This window comes from Streptomyces sp. NPDC050856, from assembly GCF_040653855.1.
Lineage (GTDB): Bacteria > Actinomycetota > Actinomycetes > Streptomycetales > Streptomycetaceae > Streptomyces.
The window spans coordinates 43630-62555 of sequence record NZ_JBFAGV010000035.1; the positions used below are offsets into that span (position 1 = coordinate 43630).

The window sequence follows — 18926 nt, forward strand, 5'->3', positions numbered from 1 at the left end:
CCGTCAGGACACCTCCCGGCCCGGTCCGCGCCAGCGCGCGACGATCGCGGCCGGGGCCTTGTCCGGGGAGCCCGCGTCGTACGGCGGCTGCGGGTCGTACTCGGTCATCAGCTGCACGGTCTGCGCGGTCTCGTCGCCCGCGACCCGGCCCACCAGGTGCAGGGCCATGTCGATGCCGGAGGAGACGCCGGCGGCGGTGACGTACTTGCCGTCGAGGACGACCCGCTCGCCGGTGGGTTCGGCGCCGAGGGCCTTCAGCTGGTCCATCGACAGCCAGTGCGTGGTGGCGCGGCGGCCGTCGAGGAGTCCGGCGGCGGCCAGGAGGAGGGCGCCGGTGCAGACCGACAGCAGCCGCTCGGCGCGCGGGGCGTGGGCGCGCAGCCACTCGATCAGGCGCGGGTCGGGGGCGCGGGTGCCCTCGCCACCGGGGACCAGGAGGGTGTGCGGCGGCAGCCGCCAGGCGTCGGCGAGCGAGCCGTCGGCGGCCAGCCGCAGGCCGCTGGTGGTGCGGACGGGCGATCCGTCGAGCGAGGCGGTGCGGATCGGGTACACCGGTTCGCCGCTGAGGCGGGACGCTCCGGCGAACACCTCCACCGGACCGGTGACGTCCAGGCTCTGCACGCCGTCGAAGAGCACGACGAGTACGGGTCGCTTCGTCATGTCCCTCATCCTTGGGCGGCGGGCTGGATGGCCGCAATGACGAAGGGCCCTCCTTTCCTGCCGCCCGCCCCCTTTCGGCGTACCAACCAGTCGGTAATGTTGGCGCATGACGACTCTGCCCCCGCGCGCCGGCCGCCGCTGCCACAACGCCCTCAACCCGCTCCACTCGACGGTGTACTTCTCGCCGGACTTCGCCGAGGAGCTGGCCGGTCTCGGTGTCGAGGACCCCAGCGCCGCGTACTTCGCCGGACGCGCCGCCGCGATGGGCGCGGTCGGACCGGGCGCGGTCACCGCCGCCTTCTACAACTTCAACCACGAGCTGGTCGCCCGCCACCTGCCCGCCGTCTGGCGGACCGCCTCCCCCGAGGCCGTACTGGCCGCTCGGCTGCGCGCCGCCGACCGGACGCTGCGGCGGCTGCTGGGCGACGCGGCGGTGGAGTCGGCCGAGATGGCCGAGGCCGCCCGGCTCGCCCTGCGCGCCACCGAGGCGTGCACCCGGCACGCCCGGCCGCTGTACGCCGCGCACGCCGACCTGCCCGTGCCCGAGCAGCCGCACCTCGCCTACTGGCACGCCGCGACGCTGCTGCGCGAGCACCGTGGCGACGCGCACCTGGCCGCACTGCTCTCCGTGGGCCTCGACCCGCTGGAGGCGCTGGTCAGCCACACCGCGACCGGCAAGGGCATGGCACCCGGCTGGATCCTGTCGACGCGCGGCTGGCGGCGGGCCGACTGGGACGCGGCGGCCGAGCGGCTGCGCGGGCGCGGGCTGCTGGACGGCGAGGGCAGGCTGACCGAGGCCGGCGCCGCGCTGCGCGACGAGCTGGAGGACCACACCGACCGCCTGGACTCCGCCCCCTACGAGCACCTGGGCGCCGAGGACGTCGAGCGGCTCACCGGGCTGGGGCGCGGCTTCCTGGCCGCCGCGGTGGCGGCGGGCGCCTTCCCGGCGGACCTCGGCGGCAAGGGCTGACCGGCCGCCGGACCGGCGAGTGCCGCTCGCCGGCACACACCCGGGGCACTTCCCCGGGGGTGCCGGCGGAGCGGGGCGCGACACCGCCCCCGCCGGACCGGCAGAATGCAGGCGCAAGCTTGAGGCGCGAGAAGGCGAGTCGGGACACCGTGACGACGTCCATCGAAGGCAGGATCGCCGAGGAACTCGGCGTACGCGAGCGGCAGGTGAGGGCGGCCGTCGAGCTGCTCGACGGCGGGTCGACCGTGCCGTTCATCGCGCGCTACCGCAAGGAAGCGACCGGGATGCTCGACGACGCGCAGCTGCGCACGCTCGAGGAGCGGCTGCGCTACCTGCGGGAGCTGGAGGAGCGGCGGGCCGCGATCCTCGGCTCCGTGCGCGAGCAGGGCAAGCTCACCGACGAGCTGGCGGAGCGCATCCGCCTCGCCGACACCAAGGCGCGGCTGGAGGACATCTACCTGCCGTTCAAGCCGAAGCGGCGCACCAAGGCGCAGATCGCCCGCGAGGCGGGGCTGGAACCGCTCGCGGAGGGACTGCTGGCCGACCCGTCGGTGGAGCCGCTCGCGGCGGCCGCCGCGTTCGTCGACGCCGGCAAGGGCGTGGCCGACCCGGCCGCCGCGCTGGAGGGCGCCCGCGCGATCCTCACCGAGCGGTTCTCGGAGGACGCCGACCTGATCGGCGAGCTGCGGGAACGGATGTGGACCCGGGGACGGCTGGTGGCCAGGGTGCGGGAGGGCAAGGAGGAGGCGGGCGCCAAGTTCGCCGACTACTTCGACTTCGCGGAGGGCTTCACCGCGCTGCCCTCGCACCGGGTGCTCGCCCTGCTGCGGGGCGAGAAGGAGGACGTCCTCGACCTGGTGCTGGAGCCCGAGGAGCCGGCCGAGGGCCCCTCCACCTACGAGGGGACGGTCGCGCGGCGCTTCGGCATCGCCGACCGGGGCAGGCCGGGCGACAAGTGGCTGGCGGACACCGTGCGCTGGGCGTGGCGCACCCGTCTCCTGGTGCACCTGGGGATCGACCTGCGGCTGCGGCTGCGCACGGCCGCGGAGGACGAGGCGGTGCGGGTCTTCGCGGCGAACCTGCGCGACCTGCTGCTCGCGGCGCCGGCCGGGACGCGCGCGACCCTGGGGCTCGACCCCGGTTTCCGTACGGGTGTGAAGGTCGCCGTGGTCGACGCGACGGGCAAGGTCGTGGCGACCGACACCGTCCATCCGCACGTTCCGGCCAACAGGTGGGACGAGGCGCTGGCGAAGCTGGCGCGCCTGGCGAAGGAGCACGCGGTCGAGCTGATCGCCATCGGCAACGGCACCGCGTCCCGGGAGACCGACAAGCTCGCCGGTGAGCTCCTGGCCAGGCACCCGGAGCTGAAGCTGACCAAGGTCGTCGTGTCGGAGGCGGGTGCCTCGGTGTACTCGGCGTCCGCGTTCGCCTCCCAGGAGCTGCCCGGGCTGGATGTGTCGCTGCGCGGCGCCGTCTCGATCGCGCGGCGGCTCCAGGACCCGCTGGCCGAGCTGGTGAAGATCGACCCCAAGTCGATCGGGGTCGGCCAGTACCAGCACGACCTGTCCGAGGTGAAGCTGTCGCGGTCGCTGGACGCGGTCGTCGAGGACTGTGTGAACGGCGTCGGGGTGGACGTCAACACCGCGTCCGCGCCACTGCTGTCGCGGGTGTCGGGCATCAGCGCCGGCCTGGCCGAGAACATCGTGGCCCACCGGGACGCCAACGGCCCCTTCCGGTCGCGCAGGGCGCTCAAGGCCGTGCCGCGGCTCGGCCCGAAGGCGTACGAGCAGTGCGCGGGCTTCCTGCGCATCCGGGGCGGCGACGATCCGCTGGACGCCTCCAGCGTGCACCCGGAGGCCTATCCGGTGGTGCGGCGGATGGTGAAGACCACGGGCGGCGAGGTCGCCTCGCTGATCGGCAACGCCTCGGTGCTGCGGTCGCTGCGGCCCGACGACTTCGTGGACGAGACCTTCGGTCTGCCGACGGTCACCGACATCCTCCGGGAGCTGGAGAAGCCGGGGCGCGACCCCCGGCCGGCGTTCCGGACGGCCACCTTCAAGGAGGGTGTCGAGAAGATCGGCGACCTGGCGCCGGGGATGGTGCTGGAGGGCGTCGTCACCAATGTGGCGGCGTTCGGGGCCTTCGTGGACGTCGGCGTGCACCAGGACGGCCTGGTCCACGTGTCGGCGATGTCCCGGAACTTCGTCAAGGACCCGCGCGAGGTGGTCAAGCCGGGCGATGTGGTGAGGGTCAAGGTGCTGGACGTCGACATCCCGCGCAAGCGGATCTCGCTGACACTGCGGCTGGAGGACGAGGCGGCGGCCACGGGCGGGCAGGCCCCGGCGGCCGAGCGGGACCGGGGCGGCCGCCCGCCGCAGCAGCGCCAGGGCGGTGGCGGCCGCGACCGGCGGGGCGGCGGTGAGCGGCGCGGCGGCGCCGGTGGTGGTGGCGGGCGGCAGTCCGCGGCCCCCGCGCCGGCGAACGGCGCGATGGCCGACGCCCTGCGCAAGGCGGGGCTGCTGGACGGCGGCAAGGGCCGCCGCTGACCGGCGGTGACGGGCACCTCCGGCCGCCCCGGCCCGCTCAGTGCTCGACGACCTCGCCGGCGGCGACCTCGACCCGGCGGGTCGTGCGCACCGCGTCGAGCATCCGGCGGTCGTGGGTGACCAGCAGGAGCGTGCCGGTGTAGGACTCCAGGGCCGACTCCAGCTGCTCGATGGCCGGCAGGTCGAGGTGGTTGGTGGGTTCGTCCAGGACCAGCAGGTTCACCCCGCGCCCCTGGAGCAGGGCCAGCGCCGCCCGGGTGCGCTCGCCCGGGGAGAGCGTGGTGGCCGGGCGGGTCACGTGCGCGGCCTTCAGGCCGAACTTGGCCAGCAGGGTCCGCACCTCGGCCGGTTCGGTGTCGGGTACGGCGGCGCAGAAGGCGTCCAGCAGGGACTCCGTGCCGTGGAACAGCTTGCGCGCCTGGTCCACCTCGCCGACGACCACACCCGAGCCGAGCGAGGCGTGGCCCGCGTCCAGCGGCAGGCGGCCGAGGAGGGCGGCCAGCAGCGTGGACTTGCCCGCGCCGTTGGCGCCGGTGATGGCGACCCGGTCGGCCCAGTCGACCTGGAGCGAGGCGGGACCGAACCGGAAGTCGCCACGGCGGACCTCGGCGTCGCGCAGGGTGGCCACGACCGCCCCCGAGCGGGGCGCCGCGGCGATCTCCATGCGCAGCTCCCACTCCTTGCGGGGCTCCTCCACCACGTCGAGGCGCTCGATCATGCGCTGGGTCTGGCGGGCCTTGGCGGCCTGCTTCTCGCTCGCCTCGCTGCGGAACTTGCGCCCGATCTTGTCGTTGTCGGCGGCCTTGCGGCGGGCGTTCTTGACGCCCTTGTCCATCCAGGACCGCTGCATCTGGGCGCGGCCCTCCAGCGCCGCCTTCTTGTCGGCGAACTCCTCGAAGTCCTCCCGGGCGTGCCGACGGGCGGTCTCCCGCTCCTCCAGGTAGGCCTCGTAGCCGCCGCCGTACAGCCGGGTCCGCTGCTGGGCGAGGTCCAGTTCGAGGACCTTGGTGACGGTGCGGGCGAGGAACTCGCGGTCGTGGCTGATGACGACCGTCCCGGCGCGCAGCCCCTGGACGAAGCCCTCCAGCCGCTCCAGGCCGTCGAGGTCCAGGTCGTTGGTCGGTTCGTCCAGGAGGAAGAGGTCGTAGCGGGAGAGCAGCAGTGAGGCGAGGCCGGCGCGGGCGGCCTGGCCGCCGGACAGGGAGGTCATGGGCTGGTCGAGACCGACGGTGAGGCCGAGCGCGCCGGCGACCTCGTCGGCCCGCTCGTCCAGGTCGGCGCCGCCCAGGCCCAGCCACCGTTCCAGGCCGACGGCGTACGCGTCGTCCGCGCCCGGCCGGCCCTCGACCAGGCCCTGGGCGGCCTCGTCCATCGCGGCCTGGGCGGCGGCGACGCCGGTGCGGCGGGCGAGGAAGTCCCGTACCGTCTCGCCCGCCCGGCGCTCCGGCTCCTGCGGGAGGTGGCCGACGGTGGCGGTGGGCGGCGAGAGGCGCAGTTCCCCGTGCTCGGGTGTCTCCAGGCCGGCGAGGAGCCGGAGCAGGGTCGACTTGCCGGCGCCGTTGACGCCGACGAGGCCGATCACGTCGCCGGGTGCGACGACGAGGTCGAGGCCGGAGAAGAGGGCGCGTTCGCCGTGGCCGGCGGCGAGGTCCTTGGCGACGAGAGTGGCAGTCATCAGGGGTCGATCCTAGAGCCTGTCCCCCGGACGCCGCCGGGCGCCGGGATGTGGCGCCGGCGGGGCGGCGGCGAGGGTCCGTGCGCCGCACCGCCGCCGGGGAGCCGGTCGGCACCACGGTCCGCCGTCCCGTGGCCGCCCCGCACCGGACCCGTGCCGTTCTTCCCGGGCCGGGGCACGGGACCGCCGCCGTCCCCGGTGCGGGGCAGCAGGCCGGCCACGGCCAGGCGGCGGAGCGGGGCGGAGCGGTCCTCGCGCGCTGTGGGCGGCGCGTCGTCGACCTCGCGCTCGGTGGGGCGGCGGCCCGGCCCGGACAGCTCGTGCGCGAGGCGGGTGGGGAGCTGTTCGCGCCGGGCCGGCCCGAGCGGGACCGCCGTCAGCGGGCTGCCGGGAGAGCGGGGCGGCGGCCTGCTGTGGGGTTCCGGTCGTGCGGTGGGGCGGCCGGGGGCCTCCCGTGCCGGCCGCCGGGCGGCTCGTTCACGCGGAGCCGGTCCGCCCCGGGTCGGTGCCCGGCCCGGGGCCGGAACCGGCGTCGCCGCCCGCGTCCGGGGCCCGGGTTCCCTCCGGTGCGGGGCCGATACGGATCTGGAAGTCGCCCTCGTACTTCTCGTGGCCCGCGATCACCGCTTCCTCCACCGCCTCCTCGGCGAGTTCGCCCCGGACGATCAGCGGGTCACGGCGGAGGTCGCGCATGAGGGCGACGCACATGCCGATCATGACCAGCACGAACGGGGCCGCGACGAGGATCGTCAGGTGCTGGAGGCCGGCCAGCGCGTCGCCCTTGCCCTCGCCGACGAGCAGCATCACGGCCGCCACGCCCCCGGTGACCACGCCCCAGAAGACGACGACGAGCCGGGCCGGTTCGAAGGTGCCCTTCTGGGAGAGGGTGCCCATCACGATCGAGGCGGCGTCGGCGCCGGAGATGAAGAAGATGCCGACCAGGATCATCACCAGGAGGCTCATCGCGCCGGCGATGGGGAACTCCTGGAGCACCCCGAAGAGCTGTGCCTCCGGTGTGGCGTCGGCGGCGAGCCGGCCCTGCTGCTGGAGGTGCATGGAGGTCCCGCCGAAGATGGCGAACCAGATCAGGCTCACCGTGCTGGGCACCAGGATCACCCCGCCGATGAACTGGCGGATCGTGCGGCCCCGGCTGATGCGGGCGATGAACATCCCGACGAAGGGCGTCCAGGAGATCCACCAGGCCCAGTAGAAGACCGTCCAGCTGCTCAGCCAGTCGGCGACGTCGCCGCCGCCGGTCGCGGCCTCGGTGCGCCCGGCGAGCTGCGGCAGTTCGTCCAGGTAGGAGGCGAGCGAGGTGGGGATCAGGTCGAGGACCAGGATGGTGGGGCCGGCCACGAAGACGAAGAGGGCGAGCACCACGGCCAGCACCATGTTGGTGTTGGACAGCCACTGGATGCCGCGTTCCACCCCGGAGACCGCCGACAGGACGAAGCAGACCGTCAGCACGGCGATGATGACGACCAGCAGGCCCGTGCCGGCCCTGTCCAGCCAGCCCACCTCATGCATGCCGCTGCCGATCTGGAGCGCGCCCAGGCCGAGCGAGGTGGCGGAGCCGAAGAGCGTGGCGAAGATCGCCAGGATGTCGATCACCCGGCCGGGCGCGCCCTCGGCGCGCTTCTTGCCGATGAGCGGTACGAAGACGGCGCTGATGTTCTGCCGCCGGCGGCGCCGGAAGGTGCTGTAGGCGATGGCCAGGCCGACCACCGCGTAGATCGCCCAGGGATGCAGCGTCCAGTGGAAGAGCGTGGTGGCGAGAGCGGTCTGCATGGCGTCGGCCGCGTCGGCGGGGTCGGTGCCGGGCGGCGGGGTGGTGAAGTGCGCGAGCGGTTCGCTGACGCCGTAGAACATCAGGCCGATGCCCATGCCGGCGCTGAACATCATCGCGACCCAGGAGACGGTGCCGAACTCCGGCTCCTCGTGCTCCTGGCCGAGCTGGATGCGTCCGTACCGGCTGACGGCCAGCCAGAGGGCGAAGACGACGAAGCCCGAGGCGGCCAGGACGAAGGCCCAGCCGCCGTTGTGCATCAGACCGTTCAGCATCGTGTCGGAGACGCTTTCCAGCGTCTTGGTGGCGGTGGCGCCCCACGCCACGAAGGCCAGGGTGAGCACGGCCGTCACTCCGAACACCACCCGGTCCGTCACGGGCGACTTGTCCTCGTGCGGATGGCGGCCCGGAAGGGCCGCCTTGACCGGCAGCCGCATCCGTTGCCCCGGTTTGCGTTCGTCGTGCGACACAGGCGGCACCTTTCCTCGTTCACCTGGCTTGATTTCGCTCTCCGGTACCCCCTACCACACTGGCCCTACACCTATCGGGATCAACAGGCGTCGACTGGTTGCCCAACTGTGATGCGATACGTCGCGCGGCTGTCGAGCAGCAGGACGGCCAGCGCGCGCCGGGACTGCCGCAGCGGGACGAAGGCCCCGGCGGGGTCGGCCTTCGCGGCCACGCCGTGCAAGGCCAGCTCGTCCCCGACGTCGGCGTACTGGCCGGGGGTGAGGCGGTAGCCGCACGGCGGGTCCTGGATCGTCCGGCCGGGCCGGGCGGGCTCGTTGTCGGCGCCGCCGGTGTACACCGGGCCCCGGTCGCGCAGGCCGGCCAGCCGGGCCGCCGTGGTGGCGGCCTCGATCCGGCCGCGCCGGTCGCGGTCGTAGGCGAACAGGCCGTCCAGGGCCGCGAGCTGGGTCTGGACCCGGCGCCGGTTGTTGCGCGCCGGGTCCTTCTTCTCCTCGTCCGTGAGGGGGTCGACCCGGGTCTCGGCGAGCAGGCCGACCGCGTGCTTCAGGCCCGCGGTGTTGCGCAGGATGCGCTCCTGGCCGTCGCCCGCCACCTGTTTGACCGGCTCACCGGTGACGGGGTCGGTCCAGATGCCGTAGACGCCGCTGGAGAAGCCGGCCCGCTCGGCGGTGGGCCGGACGTACGACTCGGACAGTGTGTGGGCCTCCTCGTGCACGTGCCGGTGGGTGTTGAGGTTGCGCGGCCACAGCGAGAGCAGGGCCTTGTCGTAGTGGGGCGGGGTGGCGGTGTACTCGTGCAGGTCGTGCACGACGTCGGGGCGCCGGTCGCGGATGACGGCGGCCAGGGCGCGGCCCTCGGCGGTCCGCAGGGCGATGTGGTCGCGGTTGATGTCGACGCCGTCGGCGTTCTCCCGGGTGCCGGCGGCCAGGCCGTCGGGGTTGGCGGTGGGTACCACCAGGACGGTCGTACGCGACAGGAACCCCTTGAGGTCCCCCGTCCGGCCGGAAGGGCTCCCCCGGTCCCGGGCGTGGGCGAGGTCCCGGACCGTGGTCAGGCAGGCCTCGCGGCCCGACGGCTCGTCACCGTGCTGGCTGCAGATGAGCAGCAGGGTGTGGTCCGCGCGCGCGGCGCCCACCCTGACGAGCCGGATGGGCCGGCCCTGCTTCGTGGTGCCGATGGTGGTCATGGACACGTGGTCGCTGGACCGGTCGACGGCGGCGAGGAAGCGCCGCTCCTCGGACTGGGTGGTCCAGCGGGCGCCGTGGCTGGCCTCGAAGCCGGTCCGGGGCGGGCGCGGGGTGGCGGTGGCCTCGGCGGGGGCCGTGATCAGCGGCAGGGCGAGGGCGGCCGGGGCGAGGGACAGCAGGAGGGTGCGGACGCGCGGCGTCAGGGAGCGTGTGCGGTGCCTCATCGGGTGTCGCCTCCGGGAATCGGGGAGCCGGGCCGGGGGGCGGCGACGCCGGCGAGCGGGCCCTGACGGGGGGCGAGGCGCGGCGCGGCGCCGGTGGTGGCGCGCAGGTACGCCGCGGCGCCACCGACGAGCGGGAGTCCGGCCCTGGTACGGGCCAGGTCGAGGGTGAGGGCGGGGGGCGGACCGGCGGAGCCGGGGGGCGGTTCGATCAGGCCCGCGTCGGTGCCGCCGATGATGAGCGCGAGGCGGTGTCCGGCCGGGACGACATGGTCGGCGGCGGCGACGTCGAGGGTGATGGTGTACGGCCTGCCGGGGGTCAGCGGGCGGCCCCGGCGCTCGTCGGCCCAGTTGCCGAGATCGGCCCAGCCCCGGCCGAAGACGGTGAAGTCCACGGCGGCCGTCCTGGCCCGGGTCTCCTTGTAGCAGGCGCTGTCGCCCGCCGTGCTCGCGCCCCAGCAGGTGCGCTCGGCGAGGGTGGTGATGCCCTCGCCGGCCGCCGCGTAGTCACGGATGGTGTCGGGGCCGACGTCGACCAGGACGGCGGACAGGTGGGCGCTGGTGGTGGAGGGCGTGGCGGTGACGGTGACCGTGGAGGAGCCGGACAGGCGCAGGTCGCGGCCGAGCGGGCGGCTGAGGAAGGCGGCCTTGGCCGGGGTGGGGGTGTCGACGGCCGACGCCCACTCGATCTCGCTGAGCCGGGGGTCGTCGGTGAAGGCCTCCGTGGTGCCGGGGCGGGCCGGGGTGAGTCCGAGGGTGCCGACCCCGGCCGCCGCGCCCGCGCCGGGGCGCAGGGTGGTGGGCCGGGTGGTGCGCGGTGGCCAGACGCGGTCGGTGGTCCACCGGTCGGGGGCGCGTTCGATGTGCCCCATGGGCTCGCGGTCCGTCCCGTTGTCGTAGCCGAGCAGGTAGTGGTCGAACCAGCGGTGCAGGGCGCGGACCCACTCGGCGCGGCGGAAGTCGAAGGGGTCGACGTGCCCGGTCTGCGACAGCCAGATCCGGCGTTCGACGCCCGCGTCGGCGAGGGCGTCCCACCACTGGCCGAAGTGCTTGGCGCGGACGTTGAGGTCCTGCTGCCCGTGGACGGCGAAGACGCTGGCGCGCACCTTCCGCGCGTCCGGTACGTAGTCGCGCGCGTCCCACAGCCGGGTCCGGTCGCCGGTGCGGGGCGCGCCGTCGACCAGGCGCTGCTGGACGTGGCCGCAGCGGGCGCGGGCGTCGGGGCTGTTGACGTAGTGCGAGAGCCAGTCGGGGCCGGAGTCGTACAGCGGGGCGCCCTTGGCGAAGTAGTAGTCGTACCAGGAGGAGATCGCGCCGATGGGGACGATGGTCCTGAGGCCCTCGACGCCGGTCGCGGCGACCCCGTTGGCTATGGTGCCGTCCCAGCTCTTGCCGATCATGCCGGTGTCACCGGTGGTCCAGCCGGTCGCGCGGGCGCGCTGGGTGCCGGTGCGGGTGGTGTAGCCGCGGGCGCGGCCGTTCAGCCAGTCGACGACGGCCTTGGCCGACTGGACGTCGGAGCGCCCGCCCACGTCGTCGCAGCCGTCGGAACGATTGGTTCCGGCCAGATCGACGGCGACGAAGGCGTAGCCGCGCGGTACGAAGTAGTTGTCGTAGAAGAGCGGGAACCGGACCGGGTCGCCGTTGGCGTCGTAGGTCTTCTTCTGGCTCTCGTTGCCCCGCCCGCAGCAGGAGTAGTACGGGCTGGCGTCCATGATGACGGGAACCCGGCGGCCCTGCCGGGCGGGTTCGCGCGGCCGGATGATGTCGGCGGCGACCCGGTCGGTCCTGCCGTCCCGGTCGCCGTCGAGACCGGTGTCCACCCAGACGGACTCGCGGATGGCGTTCTGGTAGGAGTGGACGGGCCGGGACTCCCGGGCCGGGGCGCTCTGCGCGCCGGCCGCCGGGAGCAGGACGGACATCAGGGCGGCCGCGGCCGCCACGACCAGGGTTCTCCTCGGCAGGGGGGTCGCTCCCGCCCGGGAGAGGTGGAGGGCTCGGGGGAGGGTGCTCCGCGCACGTATCGGCATGGGGCGGAAGGTACACGGCCGGATTCGCGCGGGACAGAGGGCCGTACACGGATCAAAACGGCGCATGGGACAGGGCGGACGATCGTTCTCGATGTCGGCCATATGGCGATCGTGTGACAGGAGGGACCATGGACATGACGGGGTGCGAGGAGGCTGAATAGCCTTCAAGAGATCTTCCGTCCATACGACTTGGAGAGCTTGACGTGCACCGCAGACTGATCGTCCCGAGCGCTCTCGCGGCCTCCCTGCTGCTGGCGATCCCGGCATCGGCCGCCGACTACGTTCCGGGTGCCCCGGGTATCGGCGACCCCTACTACCCGGCCAGCGGCAACGGCGGATACGACGTTTCCCACTACGACCTGCGCCTGAAGTACCAGCCGAAGACGGACCTGCTGGAGGGCACGGCGACGATCATCGCCACCACCACCCAGAACCTGTCCCGCTTCAACCTCGACCTCGGCCTGAAGGTCAGTGAGGTGCGGGTGAACGGCAAGACGGCGCGGTTCGCCGCCTCCGGTGACCACGAGCTCGAGGTGACCCCGGCCGCGCCCCTGGAGAAGAACCGGGCGATATCGGTCGTCGTCCGGTACGCCGGCAAGCCGTCCGAGCTGAAGATCGGCGGCTGGACGGCCTGGCACCGCACGCGCGACGGCGGTGTCGCCGCGCAGGAACCGGACTCGGCCGTGTGGTGGTTCCCGTCCAACGACCACCCGCTGGACAAGGCGACGTTCGACGTCTCGGTCTCGGTGCCGGACGGCACCCAGGCCATCAGCAACGGCGTGCTCCAGTCGCAGTCCTCCCGGCTGGGCTGGACGCGGTACAACTGGCGTTCCAACAAGCCGCAGGCGACCTACCTGGCCACGCTGGCGGTCGGCAAGTTCGACGTCACCACCGACAAGACGGCGAACGGGCTGCCGGTCCTCAACGCCTACAGCAAGGACCTCGGCGACCACGCGGGAGCGGCGCGCGCCAGCGTCGAGCGCACCACCGAGGTCGCGGAGTGGCTGGAGGAGGTCTTCGGGCCGTACCCCTTCAACGCGCTGGGGGGTTACGTCCCCAATGTGCCCAGTGGTTACGCGCTGGAGACGCAGACCCGGCCGTTCTACAGCCCGCGCCAGTTCGCCAACGGCGCCAATGTCTCGGTGGTCGTGCACGAGCTGGCCCACCAGTGGTACGGCGACAGCGTGTCGGTCGAGCACTGGAAGGACATCTGGGTCAACGAGGGCTTCGCCCGCTACAGCCAGTGGCTCTGGTCGGAGAAGGAGGGGGAGGGCACGGCCCAGGAGCTGGCGGACTACGTGTACGCCACGCGCGCGGCCGACGACCCGTTCTGGACGGTGAAGCCGGGCGACCCGGGCCCGGACAAGCAGTTCGACATCGCCGTCTACGACCGTGGCGCGCTCGCCCTGCAGGCGCTGCGCAACGAGATCGGCGACGAGGACTTCTTCGCCATCCTCAAGGGCTGGCCCGCCGAGAACGCCTACGGCAACGCCTCCGTGGCCGACTTCGTGAAGTACGCCGAGCGGGTCTCGGGCAAGCCGCTGGCCGGCCTCTTCGACACCTGGCTGTACCAGCCGTCGAAGCCGGGCGTCCCGGCCGCCGCGAAGGCGCGGATCGCGCGGTCGACGGCCAAGGCGCCGGCCCAGCCGAAGTCGTGGAAGAAGATCGCTGAGACGAACGGCGTCCACGACCACGACCACGGACACGACCACGAGTGACGCGGGTGGGGAGCAGCCGCCCCGGACGGGACGGCTGCTCCCCGGCGCGGCCCGCCGCGGTCCACCCGCCGTGCGGTGGCCGCACCGGGGCGAGGACGGCGGACGAGCGGTTGAGAGCGCTCTCTGCCAGGGCGGTCACCGGATACGCTGCTCCCTGTACGTGCCCACCGCGTACGGTCCCGCCGCGCCGCCGAGGAGCATGCCGTGCCCGATCCGTCCTCCGGGTCCCGTCCCACCCTGGAAGCCGTCGCGGCCCGAGCCGGGGTCTCCCGGGCCACGGCCTCCCGCGTCGTCAACGGCGGGGCGGGGGTCCGCCGGCCACTGGTGGAGAAGGTCCGCCGGGCCGTCGAGGAGCTCGGGTACATCCCGAACCACGCGGCGCGCACCCTGGTGACCCGGCGCAACGGCGCGGTGGCGGTGATCATCGCGGAGCCGGAGTTCCGGATCTTCTCCGACCCGTTCTTCGAGCGGCAGGTGCGGGGCATCAGCCGTGAGCTGACCGCGCACGACGCACAACTGGTGCTGCTGTGGGTGGAGGGGCCCGGCGACTACGAGCGGATCGCCCGCTACCTGGGCGGCGGCCATGTCGACGGCGCCCTGGCCTTCTCCGTGCACAACGAGGACGAGCTGCCCTCGGTCCTGCGGCGGGTGCGGCTGCCCTCGGTGTTCGGCGGGCGGCCGGGGTGGCCGGGCGCGGCCGACGACCTGGCCGTGCCGTACGTCGACTGCGACAACCGGGGCGGCGCGCGGCAGGCCGTACGGCACCTGGTGTCGCTCGGCCGGGAACGCGTCGCCCACATCGCCGGACCGCCGGACCAGACCTCCGCGCTGGACCGGACCGACGGCTACCGGGACGTCCTGCTGGACGCCGGCCCGGAGCTGACGGCGCGGGGCGACTTCACCGAGGAGAGCGGGGCGCGGGCGATGGCCGAGCTGCTGGAGCGCCGGCCGGACCTGGACGCGGTGTTCGCCGCCAACGACCTGATGGCGTCGGGGGCGCTGCGCGTGCTGCGGGAGCGCGGCCGACGGGTGCCGGAGGACGTGGCGCTGGTCGGTTTCGACGACATGGCCTCGGTGGCGCCGCTCACCGACCCGCCGCTGACGACCGTCCGCCAGGACATCGAGGGCATGGGACGGCTGATGGTCAGGCTGCTGATGCGCGGCCTGGACCGCGACGAGCCCGGGGCGGGCGCCCCGGGCTCGGTGATCACGCCCACCGAACTGGTGCGGCGGGCCTCCGCCTGATCCCTACTGGTGGGGGATCACCACCACGGACCGGTCCGTGCCGGTCAGGAGCCGCGCGGTGCCGTTGCCGATGGCGTGCCACACCTCCAGGCGCACGGTGCCGCCCCTGAGGTCGCCGAGCGTGCCGGTCGCCGCCTTCAGGCCGCGGGCCTGGGTGTACTCCTCCCAGCCGGCCACCGGGTCGGTCGCGAAGTAGTGGTACGTCTCCGTCCGCTCGAACGTGCCGTCGCCGGTGAGGTCGTAGCTGATCCTGGCCTGCTGGCCGAGCCCCACCGCGGTGCCCGCGTCGACCTGGAGGCGGAAGGCCGTGGCGGCGCCCGGCCTCAGGGTGCCGTTGACGCCCCTGGCCTCGTACACCAGCGGCTGGTGCGGGGTCCCGTCGTGGTTCGCCCCGCCCGCGGAGGCGATGGTGTCGCCGCCGGCCGTGGTGCCCGTGGCGGTGGTCAGCGTGCCACCGGTGCGGAGCTGGAAGGTGTCGCCGGTGCCGGGGACCGGTTCGCCGGGGCCCGGGTCGCCGCCGGGGCCGGTCGCGCTGGCCGTGGCGCGGGCCGGCACGGTGAGCGTCCTGCCGTCGGAGAAGGTGACGGTGCGGGCGGTGGAGCCGTGGTTGTGCGCCGCGTACGTCCGCACCGTGCCCTTGGTGAAGACCGCCGAGGTCGGGATGTCACCGGTCACGGTCGGGTCGGGCGCGCCCAGCGCGTCCAGGGTGCTGATCCAGTGGTAGGTGTGCGCCTTGGACTCGCCTGCCTCGGGGGTGTACGACGCGTGGCCCGCGTCCCACTTCGCCCTGGCCGCGGCCGGGTCGGCGAGCGACTGGAACTCCCAGAGGATGTCACGCCATTCGACGGCCGGACCGCCGTTCTCGCGTTCCATCTCGGCGATGTTGCGGCGGACGGCGGCCTTCTCGCCGCCCAGGTGGAGCGAACCGCCGGTCACCGGCAGGACGTTGATGCCGTGGATCTCCTCGGGGTTGGCGGTCCACCAGGTCGCGTAGGCCGCGCCGCTCCCCCACACCATGCCGGCCGTGTCGTGCCCGAAGGAGGAGGGGAAGACCTCCTGGTCGGCGTCGAACCAGTACTGGGCGATGGCCTCGGCCTCGGTGGTCAGCAGGTAGGTCCCCAGGTCGCGCAGGGCCGTGTCCCCGGTCGCCGCGCCCCAGAGGACCAGGCCCGCGCTCAGGTTGGTGGACTCCGAGGAGGACTCCTGGTTGTTGCCGGCCGCGAAGCCCTGGTGGCCGGAGGCCCAGCTGTGGCCCGCGTACACGTCGAACCCGCGCAGGAAGGGGAAGGCGGTGTCGGTGCGGCTGGGGTTGGCGGCGTCCCGCACGAGGGTCTTGACCATGCCGCCCCACGCGGAGTCGGCGGCCCAGGCCGGGTCGTACTGGGCGACGACCGCGGCGGCGTAGACGTAGTAGGAGTAGTGGAAGTGGTGGTCGTTGAGCTCGGTGTCGCTGCCGTAGGAGGCGGGGTAGCCGGTCAGGGTCTGCCACACCCGGTCGTACGAGAACCCATTCGCGCCGCCCGCCGTGAACCAGTCCTGGAGGCGGCCCTTGATGAGGCCCAGGAGCCTGTCGCGGGTGGCGTTCTCACCGATCTGCTCGGCCACCGGCACGAGTTGGGCGAGGCGGCCGAGCGCCTTGCCGGTCCAGTAGGTGTCGGTGGCGCCGGAGAACGGGTCGGGGGCGTTCACCACCTCGTTCAGGTACCCGCGCAGCCGGGCCGGGTCGGTGCCGGACGCCCTGGGCAGGGCGGGCAGGACGCCGGCGGCGCGCTGGGCGGTGGTGAAGACCGTGCTCTCGCGCACCTTCATGGTGCCGCGCGGTGAGACGTAGGTGTACGGGGTGAGCGGATCGGTGGTGTGCAGCCACTGGTGGCGGTAGAGCGCCTGGAGGGTTCCGGTCTCGGTGCCCTCCTGGGGCTGGGTGGTGAGGGTGTACGTGGCCCTGACCGTGCCGCCGGTGTGGCTCCAGGAGGCACGGGAGCCGGTGACGAAGCTGAAGGCGTACGTGCGGTACGTGGCGAGCGCGTCGGTGGCGGGCAGGACGGCGAGGGAGAAGTAGTCCTTGGTGCCGAGCGCGGCCGTGAGGGTGGAGCCGGAGACGGTCCAGTCGGTTCCGGTGGGCGCGAACAGCGCGTAGTGGTGGCCCGCGACGGTGATGCCGAGGACGTTGCCCTGGTCGGCGAAGACGGTGGGGGCGGTGGCGGTGGTGACGCGGGCGCTGCCGCCGCTGCCCTTGGCGTACACGAACGGCAGGCCGTGGCCGATGGTGGTGCGCAGGGTGCGGGTGCCGTCGGACCAGTAGGGCGTGACCGTCCAGTCGGACCAGGAGTCGGCCTTGGTGTCCGGGGAGTTCAGCCCGGTGAGGCCGAGGGTGAGGTCGCGCTTGTGGGCGTACTCGTACTGGCGGCCGTCGCCGACGACCGCCGGACTGGTGGGGTGGCCGATGTCCAGGCCGGCGGCGGTGGCCTGGTAGGTGAGCGGGTGGCCGTACATGGGGGTGGACCAGGGGTTGTCGCCGTAACGCTGGAAGGCCAGGGACGACCACCAGTCGTTGGTCGGCACCGGCTTGCCCTGGGCGGCGGGGGTGACCTTGGGGGTGACGGGGGTGCCGGTGCTGGTGGTGGGACCGGAGGTTCCGGGGGGACGGGTGTCGGAGTAACCTCCCGCCCCCACGGGGACGGTGGCCGCCGCGGCGGGGGGCGCGGCGGTGCCGGCGAGGCCGACGGCGGCCAGAGTGGTGGCGAGGAGCATCGCCGCTGGTCGGGTGCGGGCGGATGGCATGGACAGCACCTCGGGGATGGCGGGAGAGCGGTTCGAGAGCGCTCTCAGGTGCCCTGGAACGTAAAACTCCTGAAACATGACTGTCAATACAGGGGACAGATACGGGAGTTGCCGGTCCCGCCCACCGTTACGCGTTCGAGTCTTGACGGGAGCAGGGCCGCCGGGGCACGCTCCAGACGCCTGGTCTGAGAGCGCTCTCACCGAGTGGTGGCGCTCCGCTCCCCCGCCGAAGCCAAGGGAGGCTTCCCATGCCCATCGCCCGAGCCGCCACTCTCAGGAGGGCCGCCGTCCGACTCGGTGCGGTCGCGCTCACCGGAGCCCTGCTCGCCGCCTGCGGATCCGGTGCCTCGGACGGGGCGTCCGGCGGCGCGGGCGGCGAGGTCACCCTCACCGTCGACCTCTTCGGCTCGTTCGGCTACCAGGAGGCCGGGCTCTACGCCGAGTACGAGAAGCTGCACCCGGGGGTCAGGATCAAGCAGACCGACACCGAGGACGAGCAGGACTACTGGAAGTCGCTCCAGACCCGGCTCGCGGGCGGCGGCGGCCTCGCCGACGTCCAGGCCGTCGAGGTCGGGCGGATCGCCTCCGTCACACAGCGGCAGGCGGACAAGTTCGAGGACCTGACCAGGTTCGGGGCCGACCAGCTCAAGGGCGAGTTCGCCGAGGCGAAGTGGTCGGCGGCGACCACGAAGGACGGCCGGGTGCTGGGGCTCGGCACCGATGTCGGGCCGGAGGCGATGTGCTACCGCACCGACCTGTTCGAGCGGGCCGGCCTCCCGACCGACCGCACCGAGCTGGCCCGGAAGTGGACCACCTGGGACGGCTACCTCGCACTGGGCAAGCAGTACAAGGCCAAGGCCCCGGCCGGCAGCGCCTGGCTGGACAGCGTGGGCAGTCTGTTCACCATCATGATCGGGCAGGAGGAGGAGCGGTACTACGACGCCTCCGGCGAGCTGATCTACGAGGACAACCCGGCCGTCAGGACCGCGTGGGACACCGCGACCGAAGCAGCGGCGAGCGGCCTGAGCGCCAAGCTCGACCAGTGGTCACCGCAGTGGAACCAGGCGTTCGCCGCCGGGTCGTTCGCGACCATTCCGTGTCCCGCCTGGATGCTCGGCTACATCAAGGGCCAGGCCGGCGCCGCCGGCAAGGGCAAGTGGGACATCGCCGAACTGCCCGGCGGCGCCGGGAACTGGGGCGGCTCCTACCTGAGCGTGCCGCGCGCGGCCAAGCACAAGAAGGAGGCGTACGAGCTGATCCGGTGGCTCACCGCGCCCGAGCAGCAGGCCAGGCTCTTCCGGAAGCAGGGCAACTTCCCGTCCGCGACCGGCGCCATCGCCGAGGTGGCCGGCGCCAAGGACCCGTACTTCTCCAACGCCCCGATCGGCAGGATCTTCGGCGACGCGGCCAAGGCGGCGCCGGTACAGGTCCTGGGCGTGCACGACAAGAACGTCGCCGACCAGATCACCAACGCGCTGAGCGAGGTCGAGCGGAAGGGGACCTCGCCCCGGAAGGCGTGGTCCAACGCCAGGAGGGGCGTCGAGAACGCGATCGGGTGAGGGCTCGCCACCGCCGGGTGGGCGGGGTTGGCCGGGGGCGCGGGGAGGGCCGGGGGCCCGGGGAGGGCCGGTGCCCC

Annotated in this window: 11 protein-coding genes; 5 read left to right on the forward strand and 6 right to left on the reverse strand. The window is 73.6% G+C overall.

The genetic code is table 11. From position 1 onward, the window contains the following. Positions 1–3: 3 nt before the first annotated feature. Positions 4–660, reverse strand: coding sequence for a DJ-1/PfpI family protein (locus AB0H53_RS25270; RefSeq protein WP_362117611.1), 657 nt, complete (start codon positions 658–660; stop codon positions 4–6). Between the two features lie 106 nt (positions 661–766). Between AB0H53_RS25270 and AB0H53_RS25275 the strand changes: the two genes are divergently transcribed. Then, on the forward strand, positions 767–1630 hold the full coding sequence (locus AB0H53_RS25275; RefSeq protein WP_362117613.1) for a hypothetical protein: 864 nt from the start codon (positions 767–769) through the stop codon (positions 1628–1630). 149 nt (positions 1631–1779) lie between these two features. Further along, positions 1780–4176 (forward strand): Tex family protein, encoded by a 2397-nt coding sequence (locus AB0H53_RS25280; RefSeq protein WP_362117616.1) that lies wholly within the window; start codon positions 1780–1782, stop codon positions 4174–4176. 37 nt (positions 4177–4213) lie between these two features. Here the strand turns inward: AB0H53_RS25280 and AB0H53_RS25285 are convergent, their stop codons facing one another. From AB0H53_RS25285 to AB0H53_RS25300, 4 genes are all read right to left on the reverse strand, one after another. Continuing rightward, positions 4214–5851 (reverse strand): ABC-F family ATP-binding cassette domain-containing protein, encoded by a 1638-nt coding sequence (locus AB0H53_RS25285; RefSeq protein ID WP_362117619.1) that lies wholly within the window; start codon positions 5849–5851, stop codon positions 4214–4216. Positions 5852–6328: 477 nt separating this feature from the next. Further along, positions 6329–8074 (reverse strand): BCCT family transporter, encoded by a 1746-nt coding sequence (locus tag AB0H53_RS25290; protein WP_362117642.1) that lies wholly within the window; start codon positions 8072–8074, stop codon positions 6329–6331. Positions 8075–8187: 113 nt separating this feature from the next. After that, on the reverse strand, positions 8188–9519 hold the full coding sequence (locus AB0H53_RS25295; RefSeq protein WP_362117621.1) for a M14 family metallocarboxypeptidase: 1332 nt from the start codon (positions 9517–9519) through the stop codon (positions 8188–8190). Then, on the reverse strand, positions 9516–11438 hold the full coding sequence (locus tag AB0H53_RS25300; protein WP_362117645.1) for a Xaa-Pro dipeptidyl-peptidase: 1923 nt from the start codon (positions 11436–11438) through the stop codon (positions 9516–9518). Before AB0H53_RS25300 ends, AB0H53_RS25295 begins: the two co-directional genes overlap by 4 nt. Positions 11439–11749: 311 nt before the next feature. Between AB0H53_RS25300 and AB0H53_RS25305 the strand changes: the two genes are divergently transcribed. Beyond that, positions 11750–13264, forward strand: coding sequence for a M1 family metallopeptidase (locus AB0H53_RS25305; protein WP_362117624.1), 1515 nt, complete (start codon positions 11750–11752; stop codon positions 13262–13264). Positions 13265–13468: 204 nt separating this feature from the next. After that, positions 13469–14509: a LacI family DNA-binding transcriptional regulator gene (locus tag AB0H53_RS25310; protein WP_362117627.1), complete on the forward strand. Its 1041-nt coding sequence runs from the start codon at positions 13469–13471 to the stop codon at positions 14507–14509. A gap of 3 nt (positions 14510–14512) precedes the next feature. Here the strand turns inward: AB0H53_RS25310 and AB0H53_RS25315 are convergent, their stop codons facing one another. After that, positions 14513–17290, reverse strand: a complete 2778-nt coding sequence (locus tag AB0H53_RS25315) for a glycosyl hydrolase (RefSeq protein WP_362117630.1) — start codon at positions 17288–17290, stop codon at positions 14513–14515. Between the two features lie 248 nt (positions 17291–17538). Between AB0H53_RS25315 and AB0H53_RS25320 the strand changes: the two genes are divergently transcribed. Then, the gene (locus AB0H53_RS25320; RefSeq protein ID WP_362117633.1) at positions 17539–18849 is read left to right on the forward strand and encodes an extracellular solute-binding protein; all 1311 of its coding nucleotides are present in this window, start codon (positions 17539–17541) and stop codon (positions 18847–18849) included. The last annotated feature ends 77 nt before the right edge of the window (positions 18850–18926 follow it).

Excerpts from the sequence above, each read along its gene's own strand:
- AB0H53_RS25320 (WP_362117633.1), top strand. The coding sequence starts at position 17,539 with ATGCCCATCGCCCGAGCCGCCACTCTCAGGAGGGCCGCCGTCCGACTC.
- AB0H53_RS25275 (WP_362117613.1), top strand. The coding sequence starts at position 767 with ATGACGACTCTGCCCCCGCGCGCCGGCCGCCGCTGCCACAACGCCCTC.
- AB0H53_RS25300 (WP_362117645.1), bottom strand. The coding sequence starts at position 11,438 with ATGTCCGTCCTGCTCCCGGCGGCCGGCGCGCAGAGCGCCCCGGCCCGG.
- AB0H53_RS25295 (WP_362117621.1), bottom strand. The coding sequence starts at position 9,519 with ATGAGGCACCGCACACGCTCCCTGACGCCGCGCGTCCGCACCCTCCTG.
- AB0H53_RS25315 (WP_362117630.1), bottom strand. The coding sequence starts at position 17,290 with ATGCCATCCGCCCGCACCCGACCAGCGGCGATGCTCCTCGCCACCACT.
- AB0H53_RS25270 (WP_362117611.1), bottom strand. The coding sequence starts at position 660 with ATGACGAAGCGACCCGTACTCGTCGTGCTCTTCGACGGCGTGCAGAGC.
- AB0H53_RS25285 (WP_362117619.1), bottom strand. The coding sequence starts at position 5,851 with ATGACTGCCACTCTCGTCGCCAAGGACCTCGCCGCCGGCCACGGCGAA.
- AB0H53_RS25290 (WP_362117642.1), bottom strand. The coding sequence starts at position 8,074 with ATGCGGCTGCCGGTCAAGGCGGCCCTTCCGGGCCGCCATCCGCACGAG.